Consider the following 16736-nt stretch of genomic DNA (forward strand, 5'->3'; position numbering starts at 1 on the left):
AATGATTAGTGGTCTGTCCCATTAATTTTGATGAGTTTGTAGTAAGCACTTCAGTGCTTAAAAATCAAGGACTAAAGTCCTAACTACAAACTTATTTATCTCTCAGAACTAATGGGACAGACTATTAGGCGGATATGATATGATTTTCAATTGCATTAATTTTGATGGGTTAGCGGTGGTCAGATCCCTGACTTTTTCAATAGGTCGGGGATCTTAGTTTTCAGAATTAATGGGCAAAATTACTGTAAATGTAGAACCTTTTCCCAGTTGGGAATCCACTTGAATTTCACCATGCATTAACTGAACTAACTGGGACACTATTGCTAAGCCTAATCCTGTACCATCAGAACTTTGTACCTTTGGAGCAGTTAGTTCGCGAAAATAGGGATTGAAGATTTGTGTTTGAACATCTGGGGAAATACCAATTCCAGTATCAGTAACGGAAATCGCCCACTGCTGTTGAGATATCCTCCAACAGTGCAAATGAATTGAACCGGATTCTGTGTAGCGAATTGCGTTACTCAATAGATTTGTGAGAATTTGCTGAAACCGCAGAGGGTCTATAGTAACTTCATTTGGGGCGCGTTCGCATTCAACAACCAAGGATAATTCTTTAGCAGCCACCAGTGGTTCAATCATCTCTATGACTGAATTGATTAAACTACGCACATCGATTTGAGTGGACTGCAATTTCATCTGTCCGGCACCATAACGCGAAATTTCCAAAGTATCGTTAATTAGCTGGACAAGAAGTCTACCACTTTTGAGGACTCGCTCGATACTTTCAAGATTGGTATAGGTGTCCTTGAGTTCTGGTTGTTGACGTTGCTGGCGGAGAAATAAATCTGCATAACCGATGATTGAAGTCAACGGCGTTTTTAGTTCATGAGCTAAATGAGACAAGCTTTCTTTACTAGCACGAACTAAACGAGTTAACTCTTGGTTAGTCAAGCGCAACTGACTTTGGAGTTGTTTGAGTTCTTCTAATCGTTCTTGAGTATAACTGTTAAAGCAACGGGCGATCGCTTCATCAATTACTGTATCAATCAAGCGAACGGCTCTTAGTACTTCTTGTGCAGATCCCTGCAATAAATCTTCTTCTAAAAATGAAAAAATTACAAACCTGAGTAAACGATACTCCCGCGCAATTTCCGCTGGTTCAAATCCCTGTTGAGCGCGGAGTGTACCGTGTTCTAAACTTGCGTCTACTACTGTCTGCAAATCGCTGGTTGCAGATTCAGAAAGTACTGTTGCTAATGCTTTCAAAATGCGGGGTAAACTATCCCTGACAGCCTTGAAAGTAAGTTCTTGAGTAGCTTCAATTTGCTCATCTTGGTAAACTGCTTCTACCCATTCATCAATAATGGCATCACTTTTAGCAATTAAAGTTTGACTAAAATCCATTTTTTGCCCAACCAAACACAGTCAGCGCCCACAGGCTAGAAGTAGCTTAGTGTATAGATATCAATCCCGCAACTAACGAAAGATAGAGTTAGGGAAAGACCACTGATTGCTGAATTAATCAGTTTGATTGAGTTGCTCAATGGTAATTTAAATCGCGAATATAAATTCAGGGCGATCGCTTCACCAAACCGCTTCGCTTTACAAGCATTATACCATCAATTAATATTACTAAATTTCTGATTTACCATAGATATTTTTTGACAGTAAATTGATGAAAAAATCATTATTTAGAGTTGTACATAATTTTAAAACATTATATTTTCCTGTTAAATAATCTCCAGCTATCTAGCTAATAAAGTAGATAAATCATACAAAAATCTGACAAAATTTTGATACAGTAAATGTAGGGTGTGTTAGCCTACGGCATAACGCACCGTCAAGAATTTGTGCTTGAAAACCTTGATTTTTGAGTCCTCAATCAGTTTAAGCTTTGTACTACTAATCTTATTAGTGAGATAAATTTATGCAAAATGTATTTCCTGGTGAAGTATTCGCTAACACCGATGATTTTGACATTGGTATTCGCCAACTATTACCGCGATACGATGAAATGTTGGAGGTAATTACTCGTTGTCTACCTTCCACTAGTGGCCGTCTTTTAGAATTAGGCTGTGGTACCGGTGAAGTTAGTATCAAGATTCTCCAACGTTGTCCAGATGCTCAAGTAATTGCCTTAGATTATTCACCCCGAATGCTGGAATTTGCCCAAGATAAAATCACAAAAGCAGGATATAAAAAACGCTGGATTGGTATAGAAGCCGACTTTGGTGACTGGGCAAATAATCCAAATAAATTTGATATTGGTGGCGAATTTGATGCTTGTATTTCATCCTTAGCAATCCACCATCTTGAAGATGAGATGAAATTGAAATTATTCGAGCAAATTGCTGCTAGCCTCATTCAAGAAGGTTGTTTTTGGAATGCAGACCCACTTCTACCAGAATCTCCAATTTTAGCAGAAGTTTACAAAATGGCACGAGAAGAATGGGTAGTTCAACAAGGAATTAATTTGACAGAAATTAACGCTAAACGTGGTATTAGCACTACTCAAGGTTACTCTAATCAAGATCGGCTAGCCACTTTAGATGCCCATTTACAGATGCTAACTAAAGCTGGATTTCAGACAGTGGCAGTACCTTGGAAATATTATGGTTTAACAGTATTTGGTGGCTGGTTGCAAAAATTTTAGATTTCGGACACCAAAATTCGAGATGAATAGAATGTTCAGATTTCCGACTTGATAAATATAAAGATTAGACCTCTTGCAATCAATTGGTTTTTGGACTCTTGTGGTCAAAGGGATGCATCTTTATTGGGGAAAGGGAAAATACCAAACATGCACCCCCTTTCCCCTTCCCCTTTTCCCTACTTCTGCAAGAAGTCTATTGTTGGCTGTTAACCGTTAACCGTCAACAGTCAACAGTAAACACCGATATTTTTCAAACCTAAAATATGATTGCTACATACGAGTTTACTTTGATTTTTCAAATTATTTATATACACAGATAATGGTAAATAAGGCTTTTTAAGTTCTAGCTAGCTTCCGAAAAATCAAACCAAAGTCGAATAGTAACAAAATGGCAATAAATAATATTATTTGCTTGAAAAAGGAACTATTATATAAACGCATTGGTCTAGAGGGAGTGTTGAATTTCAAGTTCTGAGTTTTGAGTGGAATCTCCTAACTTTAGTTAGACGATTGAACAAAGAACTTGTCTGTTTAGCAAAAGTACCCCATGAGGGTACTGTGCATAGTCCCCTGACTTATCTGAAAATACAAAGTAGAAAATTTGCTTGCCTAAAGACACCAGGGACACAGGATTAGATTGGTTTTTCTGCTTTTTTCAATTATTGGAGTTAAACTCACTGTTTGCCATCACTTAGTTTCAAAAGGAGAATATCTTGGATGGCTCGAAATAAAAAGAAATCAGCCAGGTTTAAGCATGAGCATCCACTTTACTCTAGATGCCCAATTTGTTGTATTGTCCCACCGCACATGCTGGAAAATGTCGTAGTAAATGGGAGCCCCCAGCAGCGGAGTTGGGCTTTTCATACATTAAATGTTTCGGCACAGCTTCGCGGACGAAGAGACATCATTGGTAGTATCTCCTTTGCACCTTCTCCCGGTGAGAAGCGCCGCACCATTTACGATGCCAAAAATGGGCAGCAACTTCCTGGAACACTGGTGCGTAGCGAAGGCGATCCTCCCAGCAACGACATAGCAGTGAATGAAGCTTATGATGCTGCTGGTGCGACTTATGACTTGTTTCATGAGATATTCGATCGCAATTCCATTGACGACAAAGGTCTACGTTTAGACTCCACCGTGCATTATGGCGTGAAATACGACAACGCCTTTTGGAACGGCGACCAAATGGTTTATGGTGATGGTGACGGAGAACTGTTTCAACGCTTCACAATCTCAATTGATGTGATTGGTCATGAATTAACTCATGGCGTCACTCAATACGAAGCAGGTTTACAGTATTATGGCGAACCAGGGGCATTGAATGAATCGTTTTCTGATGTCTTTGGTGCCTTAGTAAAACAAAAAGCTAAAAATCAAACTGCACAAGAAGCAGATTGGATTATTGGTGAAGGTCTTTTGGCATCCACCGTCAAAGGTGTTGGTATCCGTTCCATGAAAGCGCCGGGAACAGCATACGATGACCCAGTACTAGGTAAAGATCCGCAACCAGGGCACATGAAAGATAAGTATACTGGCTTTGAAGATAACGCTGGAGTGCATATCAATTCAGGAATTCCTAACCGTGCCTTTTATCTAGCGGCTGTTGAAATTGGCGGCTATGCTTGGGAGAAAGCTGGTAAAATCTGGTACATAGCATTACGCGATCGCCTGCGTGCAAAAGCTGATTTTCAAAAAGCTGCCAACGTCACCATTCAAGTTGCAGGCGAACTCTACGGTAATGACAGTAGCGAACAAAAAGCCGTACAGAACGCTTGGCAAAAGGTAGGAGTTATCTAAAGTCAGGAGTGAGGAGGGAAGAGTGAGGAGTTAAAAAAACTCACAATTTACAACTCCCAAATCCTAACCCTTACCTGTTAACTCCCAACTCCCAACTCCCAACTTTACTTTTAGCTGTGCTATTTGTTGTTGCTAAACTGGGAGGTGAGAATTCTCATCTTCCAGTCTTTGCATTTCTCCCACTCAGTAGCACAACGGAGAGCAAACAAATGCGGATATCCTTGGAACGCACGGGCGGCTTTGCTGGAATTACGAAAAAAACAACGGTTGATACAGCCGAACTCCCAGCAAACGAAGCTAAAACCCTTCCCCAACTCGTGGAAGCTGCTGATTTATTTAGGCTACCAGAACGAATTACCTCGCCTAATCCCCAAAGCGATCGCTTTCAATATAAATTAACAGTGGAAGATAACGGTAAGCAGCATACGGTGACTGTTAGCGAAGCCGCATTACCAGGAACTTTAAGACCCCTGATTGAATGGCTACAAAACATAGCACAAAAAAGATAATTTCCTCAATTAACAACTTAATTTTTAATAAAAAATATAGCCAAGTCCATATCAAAATTAATGCCCAAGGTGAATCACCATAAACAGGAGAATGTAAATTTGTGGGTGAAGAGAATATAAATTTTAACTCTCTACAAGAAAACCAAACTGATGATTTTTTGCATGTACCATCTATAAAAGAAGATTGGGGTGGAGATGGAACAGGGCGGATGAATTTATCAGGAAGATGTACAGCAATTTCCCAAGAATATGTACCCAGTAAGTACCAATTTTTTGATACAAATACCGTACCAGAAAAACACAATTGGCGAGTAATTGGAATGCCAGATGATGTAGGATTTGGAAGTAGGCGATCGCTAACTTGGCATGATTCTGGTGCATCCACTTCCAAAGTAGTTTTACCGCCTAACTTTGAAGCACCTTCTGGCTATTTTACTGCGGATTTAGAAATTTTTGTCTTAAAAGGTACAATTCAATTAGGTGAATGGCAATTAAACAAGCATGGCTATTCTTTTATTCCCGCAGGTGTGAAAGTCGGCCCTTGGAAAGTGCTAGGAAATGCACAAGTTGAAATTCTGTGGATGGAGAACGGCCCAGTCAGATTAGAGTATAAAAATGCATTAAATAATCATCCCCTTGCTCAAGTAAAAGATTTTATTCCGGCATTGGATAGCAAACTACTACCCTGGGGAAAAACAGACACAGTTCAATTTGAACAATCCAAAAAAAAGTACCTGAGAAAAGCTAATAACGGCGGTGGGGTATGGTTGCTGACAATTTTGCCTCATTATGATAGCAGATATCCAATGATTCAATGTTATAACGAAGAAGCATATTGCTTGTCTGGATACTGCGATATAGGGGATTTTCGATTTGTAAAAGATTGCTTTGGTTATGTTCCTAGCTTTACAATTTCTCCTTGGCATAGAACAGATGATGGTTGCTTATTCTTTATCCGAGTTGATAGAGATTTGTCAAAACTTGGAACAGTATTATCATATCCACAACATTGAGGAAGAATTCAGAATTCAGAATTCAGAATTCAGAATTCGCAACTCCCAACTCCCAACTCCTAACTCCTAACTCCTAACTCCCAACTCCCAACTCCTAACTCCTAACTCCTAACTCTTTATCTCTATTCATTTTTAACTTGATAAACTACTAGAATATCTTTTTAAATATCGCCCCGTGGGTGAACCTAGAATCTCTCCATTGTTGTAAATCAAATTTCCACGTAAAAAAGTACTTTTTACCTTTCCAGTTAATTCCATGCCTTCAAAAGGTGTATAACCTTGTTGTGATTCTGACTCTGCCGCACGCACCACAAAACTTTCATTGGGGTCTAACAAAACTAAATCAGCATCATAGCCAATAGCGATGTCGCCTTTTTCTAATAAACCAAAGCGTCGCGATGGGTTCCAAGATAGTAACTTAGCCATGTGGTTGTAAGACATTCCCCGCTTACTACCTTCACTAAATACACCAGAAAGCAAATATTCTGTACCGCCAAAACCAGATTTTGCTAACCAAATATTATTAGGATTTTTTGCACTTCTTTTTTGTTCCGCAGAACAACAAGCATGGTCGCTAACTATCCAATCTACTTGATTGTTAAGTACTGCTTGCCATAGATATTCAACATCAGCACGAGGACGAATAGGTGGGTTTACTTTTGCCCAAATTGTATTCGGAGTATCCACATCTAATAACAAATGTCCCACAGTAACTTCTCGACGAAAATTGATGTGAGGAAAAGCAGTTTGCATCGTCAAAGCTGCTTCCATTGCTTTACGAGAACTCAGGTGCAATAAATTGATATTTACACAATTAGTTTCATGTGCCAAATAAGCAGCAATGCAAATTGCTAAACCTTCGGAATGAGGAGGACGCGCTGCACTGTAAGCGTGGAGTCCGCTAAGACTAAAGTCATTTTCAACTATTTTGGTGTAAGCGTTCAGAATTTCTGCTACTTCGCAATGCAAACTTAAGCTGATAGTATCTCGCGCTTGTGGATGTTTTTCCATCAAGCGAGTTAGACCGCGCATAATAAATTCAAAATGAGCGAAATCGTAGCGTTCTTCTTTATTAATCATCAAAAATAGATTTTGCTGGTCTGACAAACCATGCAACCCATAGCCGCCATAAAACATGAAAATTTTAAACGAACACACACCGTGTTCTTCAAACAATAAAGGTATTTCGTCAATGTGCTGGCTGGCTATGGGTGCAATGTGATAGCTATAATCAACAAAAAAATTACCTGCGGATAACGCTAAAACCTCTGGAAAAAAATCTTGATAAGAACCGCCTTTATTGAGATAATACTGCCCTGTACGAATGTAATTTAAACTAGTAGTTACCCCTCCCATAGCCGCTGCTTTGCTTTCAGTTACAGCGTCTTTGTCGAGGGGTTGATAAATTCCGATGTGCATATGGGCATCCACTACTCCAGGAAACCCCAGCAAGTTTTTGGCATCAAACACTTCTTTAGCTGTGTCTGGGCTAATATGAGAAGCAATGCGAGCAAATTTTCCATCTTTAATTCCTAAATCAAGTAGTTCGATAGCATCATTATGGGGACGAACTACCCGCACATTTTTGATAACTCGATCTAATAGGGAAGCTTCAGACACAGTAGACCTCACACTAAAATGAGTTTAGTTAGGAATTTCCACATCGTACTGGGACGCAGACTAAATACCATCAACATGTAACAGTTTTTTATGAAATCATCTTCAGGAGTAAAGACAATGGAAAGTTTTAATGAATATCATTTAGATCCAGAACAATTTTTGTTTCTGAAAATTTTTCAAGATAATTGGCAAATCATTAGAGATGAGTTTACATACTTTCTTCAAAATGCATCTGAAGAAGAATTAAAATTCACTTACGATGTTTTGGGCCCTAAAAATAAAACCATTAAAACCAAGGGAAATTCTAAATACAGTGCTTTTGGGATTTTATTTCAAGGTCTTTTTATTGAACAATATATCAAAAAACATCAAATACAATATCCTGATTTTGGTTCAGAGGACGCATCAGCCAAAGCGTTACTATTAAGAGAAAAATATTTTCCTAATTTGACTCAGGTAATTGAAAAAGTTAATTTTGAACATGATGAAATTATCAGAAATGCCTATTTTGGTACATTTCATCCAGGCTTAGATATCAAACTACATGTGAACTATAACCCTCACATGAATCGTGGTTATTTAGGATTAATTGTGCCAGAGGGCGATGTGGCGATGAAAATATGCCACGAACAGCTTTATTGGCATGAGGGACAAATTATGGTTTTAGATCACAGTTACCCACACTGTCCGCATAATTACACTAATTACGATCGCACGGTTTTAGTTATAGACTTTTTTAAACCGGATCGACCTAGAGAAGAAGTGATGCAATTTGAAAAAGAGCAAGTTATCCAACGCATGGAAGACAATCCTTACAGCTTGGGTGTTTTTGGTAAAAGCGATAAAGCTGAGATAGAAGATTTTATCAAGTATGGTTTAGCCCATCAATTAGAGTGGGATAAAGCTTTATGATGCTGTGGCAGGGAAAAGTAATAAAGTTGAGCATGGGGCATTGGGCATTGGGGATTTTTTCCTAGCCTATGGCTACCCAAACCTTTAATTTTTCGTTTACCGTACCTAAGTCCTAAAGAAGCCTATTGACTCAATGAGGCTGTTGACAGTCAAAAGTCAACCGTCAACAGTCAACTATCAACAACCACCACGAATAATTATGCTTTTTTACCGCGCATCATCTTACTGTAATGACAATTGAGACCGCCTATTAATTTGCGGCCAATTGACTACATTCCACCAATTATTTAAATAGTCAGCACGACGGTTGCGATATTTCAAATAATAAGCGTGTTCCCACATATCATTTCCTAAAATCGGATAGAAACCATCCATAATTGGATTATCTTGATTGGCTGTAGTCACAATCTGGAGTTGATTTTGGGGATTACGCACTAGCCAAACCCAACCACTACCAAAACGACCTGCACCAGCAGCGTTAAACTCTTTTTTAAAGGCATCGAAACTACCAAAAGTTTTGTTAATTTCTTGAGCGATCGCTCCTGTTGGTTCTCCTCCACCTTGGGGACTCATCAGTTGCCAAAAAATCGTGTGATTGAGGTGGCCGCCAGCGTTATTACGCACTTTTGTCCGAATATTTTCAGGGACGCTGTTCAAATCTAATAATAAGCTTTCAACACTTCTTTTTTGCAACTCTGGATATTGTTTCAATGTATCATTTAAGTTGTTGACATAGGCTGCATGATGGGCGCTATGATGCAATTTCATTGTTTCAGCGTCAATGGCTTTTGTCAGCGCTCCATAAGCATAAGGTAATGGTGGTAATTGTGCCGGAGAAGCGCTCAATGCCCTATTAGGATAAGCTACGGAAAGAAGCGATTTATCAGTTGTTGTTGGTGTTGTTGTAGGTTGTGCTTCAGCTATGGGTAGAGGATTGTAAGAGTTGAGGAGAATGACCAGGACAATTGTTGTGAGAACACAAATTACGGTTTCTCGCCAAAATCTTATCATAAATTATTACCTCTAAATAAATATTAGTAATTTGTAATCTAATGATTGAGTCTTCTTTTACAGCCCAATCAATCTAGATATATGTCTTATATCATAAATCTGCATAACTACAGACCAAAAAACTCTTTTTATCTCCACAGCTGATATCAAATTCAGATAATCACTGATTAAGTTAATCATCTAAGTTAATTTATCAGCTGATTCGAGCGACAATATTCAATAAAATAGAATTAATAATGGCCAAGGCAATTGAACCACTTAACGCACTCCAAAAACCCCACCTCAAGCGAAAACCTTCTACTAGATAAGCCGCCAGAGCAAAAATAATTGCATTTAAAATAAAGAAGAATAAACCCACAGTCAGGATAATGAGGGGAAGGGTAAACAAACTGAGTATTGGCAGCAAAATTGCATTTAAAATTCCAAAAACAACCGCAGCGATCGCCGCTTTTTTAAAACTATCAATTTCTATACCCAAAGGTAATTTAGAAATAATCAAAAAACTGACAGTTGTAACTAACCAAGTCAGGAGAATGTCCAACATCATTACTTCTCCAATTATTTGTGTGAATACAGTAGTTAATTTTCAAATCAGTTTAAGTAATATTTATTACTCAAAAACAACTTGGTATAATATCCAGCAAAATTTTATCAATTAATTTACAAATTTTAGCATAAAATTATTTGCATTTTCTGTCTATTGTATAATTTATTCCCTTGGATATATAGCTGTAAATTATAAGCAAAACTCTTGGCAGATATAGGTGAAATTTTATTTTGGTAAACCTATAATTAAAAGCTTGTAAATCTAACATTTTAACTTTCATCTAATGTACTTAAAATACCACCATCAATTTTAGTTAATTAAAACACAACTAAATAAATTGAATCCGTCAACACACTGATTTACGTAAATTGCCAATATGTAAATCTTTGAAAAATAGACAAAACCAAGGATTTTGACAGTCAAACTTTCTCAAACTTGAGTATTAAAGACAAAAGCAAAAATGGTAAGTAATATGTATGATAATCAAACCCTACAAAAAGCTGTAGTAGCCAATAAAAACTTAGACCAGATAATCCACAATGAAGCTAAAAAGGAGCAACCACCAACCAATCAATTGACTATTCCCGATATCGCTATATCTTTATCGCCCCTTGGATTTATCATCGGTTGGGTAGTTTTTTTAGTAGTTTTGCAAAAAATCAGGTCTTTTTTAGACCAAAAAATGGTTTTTCCCACTAATACTTCACACAAACTTCCTTGTAAAAACTGTCGATTTTACTCAAATAATAATTATATCAAATGTGCGGTAAAACCTTGTATTGTACTAACCGAGGAAGCGATTAATTGTCCGGAATATTCACCAATTCATAAGAGATTTGGCTCGAAAAAATTTCCGTGAATACAAAACTATTGAATAAATTAAGAGTATAATCAAGCATCAAAGAAAATTCTTGAAAACTAATACAACAGATTTTATTAGACTTCTAACAGAAGTCGGGATAAGGGGCAGGGGAAAGGGGGTGCATGTTTGGTATTTTCCCTTTCCCCTTTAACATGATTCCCTTTTCCCTTTTCCTAGAAGAGTGCAAAAAGCAATTGATTGCAAGAGGTCTATTGTTTGTTGCGGGGGTAAAGTGTACCAAATACAGGATTTTTTCTTCCCCTACACCCTATTCTTGGTCAACCGTCAACAACCAACACGAAAAAGTATGCAACACCAAATGCTGCTGATTTATCGTATCTGCGTGCCTAAGTCTCGCTGACGCCGTAACCAATGTGCCACATCATTAGCAGTGATGATGCCTTTAAGGGAACCATTTTGAGTCACTAAGACGCGACGAATTCCTGATTCTTGCATTTTTTCCAAGACCTGAGACATTTGTTCTTCTGGACGAACACTAACTCCTGTATGCATAGGAATCATCGTATCTCTAACAGTGCGATCGCCCCATTCTTGCCGTGGCACATCCTTGACTTCATTTAAAGTGATAATACCAACAGGATGGCTATTTTCAACTACTGGAAAAGACTGATAGCGGCGACTGAGAAAATATTTATCTACTAAATCTTGTAGCGTCAAATCAGTATTTACCGTTTCTGGGTAGGGAGTCATAATTTGCTGTGCCCTGACTCCCTCAAGACTTCTACGGATTAACAGCTCTTCGTAACCGGCTTCTGCGGCATTGTATAAGAACCAACCAATCAAAATTAACCACAGTCCACTCAACAAAGCCGAACCAAACAACTCCCAAAAACCAAGGGCAATCAATAAATATGCTAACAATTTACCACCATTGGAGGCAATTTGAGTCGCCTTTTGTTGATTGCCAGTATACTTCCAGATAATCGAGCGAAAAACGCGACCGCCATCTAAAGGAAATCCAGGCAGCATATTGAAGATAGCGAGGATGAGGTTAATGGAAGCGAGGTAAGACGCAATACCTGTAACCACAACACTCCATGCCGCAGCTTTACCGACATACCAAATTAAACCAAACACCGCAGCCAGTAGCAAGCTGGTAAGAGGCCCCACAATAGCAATTTGGAACTCATCATCAGGACGTTCCGCATCCATGCGAGTGCGCGACACCCCGCCAAAGATAAATAAAGTGATACCTTCCACAGGAATTCCTTTGGCTCTAGCAACAAGCGAGTGGGAAACTTCATGAGCCAGCAGCGACGCAAAGAACAAAAGCGTTGCTACTAAACCCATACCGAAATAAGTTGCATTGGACAGTCCTGGATAGTTGCTTGGAAATAGACCTGCGCTTAACGTCCATAGAACCAGGAAAACAATTAACAGCCAAGACAAATCTACTCGGATTTCAAACCCGAAAATAGAACCTAAGCGAAAACCGTGCATATATTCCTCTTTATTTAAAGCAATTTTTTCTATAAATGCTGTTATGAAAAAAATAAACAGACCAGTTATACTAAATCACCAAAAGCATAAGAAATCAGAATTTTGTCTTCCTCTGGCAAACGATAGATGTTGGAAAGTTATAGCAATTTGAAAAAAGAATGAGACAAATGTATAGTATGGGCGCAAAGCTTTGCATCCATAAAGATTTTGGATCTGTTGCAAAGATTTTTTTAATCGGTATTAAGTAAGTTGGTGAAATAAAACCAAACTATGTAAAGAAAAGTAAATAAGGCTCAAACTCTTTCTCCCCCTGCTCCCTGCCCCCTGCCTTATCCCAACAATAATTATTTACATCGGCCTACTTAGTACCCCAACACCCAAGCCTTCAGAACAAGCATCATGGCATCGCGTTCTACCTGTCCTAACACCGGATCGACCAACATCGCTGTTTTAGTTTCTAAATTTACAATTTAACTAAGTATATGTACTTATTTTTGGGTCAAATAGCCATTGAACTATTATGTCCAGCTTCATATTCAATTGTATAATTCTTAACTCCTAACTCCTAACTCTCAATGACCAATGACTAAACTGATAAAATATACAATCTAAGGCAAAAATAAAATTTTAATTCACGCGGTATAACCGTTTTTTGCCCTAAATACAGGGAGCCATTATAAGGATAACAACTGTGAATCTGTCATCGTTAGGTTTTTTTCGCAGTTTACGTAAAGATAACCACCAATTTGCGGTAATTGGGCTAGGTCGTTTTGGTAGATCTGTTTGTTCGACATTGCACAATTTTGGTTATCAAGTCTTAGCAACAGATATTGATGAAAAACGAGTTTCCCAAGCATTAACTGAGGAAATAGTTGGTCATGCTTTGCAACTAGATTCTACTGAACCAGCTGCACTCAAAGAAGCTGGAGTTTTTGAATTCGATACCGTAATTGTAGCGATCGGTAACTACGTTCAGGAAAGCATTATCACCACTCTTAACGTCAAAGAGGCTGGTGTACCCCACGTAGTTGCAAAAGCTTCTAGTGAAGTTCACTGTAAACTGTTACGGCGAGTAGGAGCAGATCATGTTATTTTTCCTGAATACGAAGCGGGTTGTGCCCTAGCGCGTACACTCACCAAGCCATCAATCTTAGATCGGTTTGACCTCGACCCAGATAACAGTATTGTGGAATTAATTGTACCCGATGAATTTCACGGCAGAACCATCAGCGAACTTCAACTTCGCAACCGCTACGGTTTAAATTTGCTAGCCGTGAGTCAGGATGGTAAATTTCAAATTAATCCTGACCCCACCAAGCGTTTAGAACGTGGTTCAGTAATGGTAGTTATTGGTTGCAATAGAGATATCAATCGTTTGCCGATTTAATAAAGTTGGGCATGGGGCATGGGGCATAGGGGAAAAACTCATCTCCCCATCCCCCCATCCCCCACTCTCACTTCTTCACTGTCCAAAACTGCTTGAACCAGACTGTGGTTCGGCGGAAACAGGTATATCACTGGGGCTAGCGGGAGTTTCTGGTTGATTTTGTGTCTCTGATGCAGGTGTTGGCGAAGGAGTAGCAGTTTGATTGGTTTGAGGTTGCTGTTGCTCTCTTTTTTGGGCAATTTGCTGCATTAGTTGTTCAATTTTCTCGGCTTGTTCGATATTGCCTTGCTGACGATATTCATTATGGGCGCGTTTTAAGGCTCCGTTGGCTTTTTTGATGTCGCCCTGATTATATAAAGTTACTCCTAAGTTATAGTAAGCCGAGGCATTTTTGGGATTTTGGCGAATGGCTTGCCGATAAACGGAAATCGCTTCAGCAGGTTGACCGTGAATTGCTAGCAAACTTGCCATGTTGTTGTAGGCTGTGGCATTTTTGGGGTCTAGCTCTAAGGCTTGGCGATAGGTAGCGATCGCCATCTCTATATTTCCCTGCTGCTGCAAGGCAATGGCTAAGTTAAAATAAGCGTTGGCGTTGCTGTTATCGAGATTAATTGCTTGTTGATATGTAGCGATCGCTTCTTGTAACTGTCCTTGTTCGTACAATACTAAACCCAAATTATATAAAGTTGTGGGGTTTGTCGGATTAATTACTAAGCTTTGGCGATAAGCTGTAATCGCTGCCTGTTTTTCTCCTTGTCGATGCAATACTAACCCCAAGTTATAATAAGCTTCACTAAAATTCGGATTGATTTTAATCGCCTCTGCATATTCTTGCACAGCCTCATCGAATCGATTTTGCTGCAAGAATATATTACCTAGATAGTTTCGCGCTGCACTCAGGTTAAAGTCTTTCTGCAACGCTTGGCGAAAGGCGTATTCTGCACCCTGTAAATCGTTGCGGTTATAACGCATCACTCCCTGTTGGAAAAAGCTTGCTGCTTCTAAGTCCTGAGAAATTGCCTTTTGTGCTAGCAGCTTGCTTGATGGAGAATTAATTGTGGGTGCAACCAAAACCAAAAATGCAGAACAACCAAATACTGTCACTTGCAAAAATAAATGTAACCACCGAGAAAATAGGTATTTTTTAGACATGAATACCAGACCTGTAATTATTTTTAACTCCTCATAAGTCAGAGTACCCACCACGCCAAAAAAAATTCCAAATTCTCAAGTTTTAATTCCCAACTGCGGCAATTTTAGATTTTGGATTTTGGATTTTCAATTTGAGGAAAATTAGGTATTGAGCCGAAATATTCGCAAAAATCTGTAATATTGCGTGAAAAGACTCGATTTTAATTTGCGTTCTTCTTTAGGAGACGCTATGCAAATGCGTACTTTGCGGTTAGTTCTCTTAACCGTGCAAAATTAATGCGATACACCAGTAGATTTTGAAATCGACTGAAGTCTAAAACGCCATGAAAAAGAGTCCCTGTTGCCTGTTGTCTGTTGCCTTTATTCAAATTGCATGTCCTACAGCTTCTGGTAAAATCAGCATGGCATCACCGAAGGAATAGAAACGATATTGAGAAGCGATCGCTTGTTTATATATATTCAATAACCTTTGTCTACCAATGAGGGCACTAACCAACATTAATAAACTCGAACGTGGCAAGTGAAAATTCGTAATTAAACCATCAACTACCTGCCATTGGTAACCAGGATAAATAAACAAGTTTGTCTTACCACAAAATGGTTCTAAATTTCCAGATTGAGCCGCCCCTTCTAAAGCGCGTACTACCGTTGTCCCCACAGCAATAATCCTACCGCCAGCAGCTTTAGTGGCACGGATTTGCTCTACTGTAGTGGCGGGAACTTCAATCCATTCTTCATGCATTTGATGAGTAGTTACGTCCTCCACTTCCACAGGGCGAAATGTGCCTACGCCGACATGTAGCGTTACAAAAGCTTGATTAATTTGGCGATCGCGCAACTTTTGTAATAATTCTGGGGTAAAGTGTAATCCTGCTGTGGGAGCTGCGATCGCTCCTGGCTTTTGGGCATAAACTGTTTGATACTGTTCATCACCAGCAGCCGAAGCAGTAATATACGGCGGTAACGGCACTTCACCAAAAACCTCTAACAGTTGCACCAAAGATTTTCCTTCTGGCACATCAAATTGCAACAAACGTCCCCCAGTAGCGGCGTCTGTTTCTAAAACAGTAGCGGTGAGGTAAGGAGAGGACACGGGGACGGAGAGACCCTCTGACACGGAGAAAGAAGAAACTGAGGTACTCAGAGTAGGGTATGCAGGAGAGGAATTTTCCCTCTGGTCACTGGTGGCTTTTCCATTCCCCGCGTCCCCGCGTCCCCCTGTCCCCGCGTCCTCTTCCCTCGCTCCCCTGACATCAAAAACAATCCTCGCTCCCTGCTTAAAGCGTTTTCCTGGCTTAACTAAAGCCAACCAACAGTTATCTTGCCTTTCTTCCAACAGCAAAACTTCAATTTGGGCACCAGTGGATTTATGACCATAAAGTCGGGCTGGAATAACTTTTGTATTATTCATCACCAACAAATCACCACACCGCAACAGTGCAGGTAAATCGCGGAAAATGTGGTTTAGAGGTGGTGTTTCCATGCCTGTAGTGGGAGAATCAACCACCAGTAATTGCGAGCTATCTCTGGGAAATACTGGGTTTTGAGCAATTAATTCTGGAGGTAGTTCATAGTCATATCCAGCTACAGAACAATCTAATTCCAAATCTTTTGTTTGTGAACTAAAAGTATTGTTTAGATGAATTTGTGATATTTCTCGCTTCATATATTAGTATTTGTACTGCTTTAAAAAAATGAATTAGAGCTTACGCTTATAGATACTCCATGACATTACTGCTGATTTTTATTTTTACTCCAAAAGATACATATTATTAGGTAACACGCAAAAATCAACATTAGAATTGGGTAAAC

14 protein-coding genes are annotated in these 16736 nt (G+C 39.1%); 7 read left to right on the top strand and 7 right to left on the bottom strand.

Going from position 1 to position 16736, the window contains the following annotated elements; genetic code table 11:
* Positions 1–213: 213 nt before the first annotated feature.
* Positions 214–1404: a sensor histidine kinase gene (locus VF06_RS17460; RefSeq protein ID WP_099070771.1), complete on the bottom strand. Its 1191-nt coding sequence runs from the start codon at positions 1402–1404 to the stop codon at positions 214–216.
* A 523-nt stretch (positions 1405–1927) separates the two neighbouring features.
* Here VF06_RS17460 and VF06_RS17465 point away from each other — a divergent pair.
* From VF06_RS17465 to VF06_RS17480, 4 genes are all read left to right on the top strand, one after another.
* Positions 1928–2653: a class I SAM-dependent methyltransferase gene (locus VF06_RS17465; RefSeq protein ID WP_099070770.1), complete on the top strand. Its 726-nt coding sequence runs from the start codon at positions 1928–1930 to the stop codon at positions 2651–2653.
* Positions 2654–3370: 717 nt separating this feature from the next.
* Positions 3371–4450, top strand: a complete 1080-nt coding sequence (locus VF06_RS17470; protein ID WP_099070769.1) for a M4 family metallopeptidase — start codon at positions 3371–3373, stop codon at positions 4448–4450.
* Between the two features lie 209 nt (positions 4451–4659).
* Entirely contained in the window at positions 4660–4959 is a 300-nt protein-coding gene (locus tag VF06_RS17475) for a protealysin inhibitor emfourin (protein WP_099070768.1), read from the top strand.
* A 101-nt stretch (positions 4960–5060) separates the two neighbouring features.
* Entirely contained in the window at positions 5061–5972 is a 912-nt protein-coding gene (locus tag VF06_RS17480; protein WP_244918163.1) for a DUF4437 domain-containing protein, read from the top strand.
* A gap of 132 nt (positions 5973–6104) precedes the next feature.
* On the opposite strand, the gene VF06_RS17485 is transcribed toward VF06_RS17480, so the two are convergent.
* Complete coding sequence (locus tag VF06_RS17485; RefSeq protein ID WP_099070767.1) at positions 6105–7592, bottom strand: amidohydrolase family protein; 1488 nt, start codon at positions 7590–7592, stop codon at positions 6105–6107.
* Positions 7593–7709: 117 nt separating this feature from the next.
* On the opposite strand from VF06_RS17485, the gene VF06_RS17490 reads away from it, so the two are divergent.
* The gene (locus tag VF06_RS17490; protein WP_099070766.1) at positions 7710–8504 is read left to right on the top strand and encodes an aspartyl/asparaginyl beta-hydroxylase domain-containing protein; all 795 of its coding nucleotides are present in this window, start codon (positions 7710–7712) and stop codon (positions 8502–8504) included.
* Positions 8505–8726: 222 nt separating this feature from the next.
* Here the strand turns inward: VF06_RS17490 and VF06_RS17495 are convergent, their stop codons facing one another.
* Together VF06_RS17495 and VF06_RS17500 are read right to left on the bottom strand one after the other, a co-directional pair.
* On the bottom strand, positions 8727–9515 hold the full coding sequence (locus tag VF06_RS17495; RefSeq protein WP_099070765.1) for a superoxide dismutase: 789 nt from the start codon (positions 9513–9515) through the stop codon (positions 8727–8729).
* A 193-nt stretch (positions 9516–9708) separates the two neighbouring features.
* Positions 9709–10059, bottom strand: coding sequence for a phage holin family protein (locus VF06_RS17500; protein WP_099070764.1), 351 nt, complete (start codon positions 10057–10059; stop codon positions 9709–9711).
* A gap of 463 nt (positions 10060–10522) precedes the next feature.
* Between VF06_RS17500 and VF06_RS17505 the strand changes: the two genes are divergently transcribed.
* A complete protein-coding gene (locus VF06_RS17505) occupies positions 10523–10921 on the top strand; it encodes a hypothetical protein (protein ID WP_257207690.1) in 399 nt (132 codons plus the stop codon).
* 333 nt (positions 10922–11254) lie between these two features.
* Here VF06_RS17505 and VF06_RS17510 read toward each other — a convergent pair whose 3' ends face one another.
* Complete coding sequence (locus VF06_RS17510; RefSeq protein WP_099070762.1) at positions 11255–12385, bottom strand: site-2 protease family protein; 1131 nt, start codon at positions 12383–12385, stop codon at positions 11255–11257.
* 691 nt (positions 12386–13076) lie between these two features.
* Between VF06_RS17510 and VF06_RS17515 the strand changes: the two genes are divergently transcribed.
* Complete coding sequence (locus VF06_RS17515; protein WP_099070761.1) at positions 13077–13772, top strand: potassium channel family protein; 696 nt, start codon at positions 13077–13079, stop codon at positions 13770–13772.
* Positions 13773–13847: 75 nt separating this feature from the next.
* Here VF06_RS17515 and VF06_RS17520 read toward each other — a convergent pair whose 3' ends face one another.
* Entirely contained in the window at positions 13848–14924 is a 1077-nt protein-coding gene (locus VF06_RS17520; protein ID WP_099072913.1) for a tetratricopeptide repeat protein, read from the bottom strand.
* 364 nt (positions 14925–15288) lie between these two features.
* Entirely contained in the window at positions 15289–16590 is a 1302-nt protein-coding gene (queA, locus tag VF06_RS17525) for a tRNA preQ1(34) S-adenosylmethionine ribosyltransferase-isomerase QueA (protein WP_099072914.1), read from the bottom strand.
* Between the last annotated feature and the right edge of the window lie 146 nt (positions 16591–16736).

Origin of the sequence: Nostoc linckia z4, assembly GCF_002608075.1 — a bacterium.
Taxonomy (GTDB): domain Bacteria; phylum Cyanobacteriota; class Cyanobacteriia; order Cyanobacteriales; family Nostocaceae; genus Nostoc; species Nostoc linckia.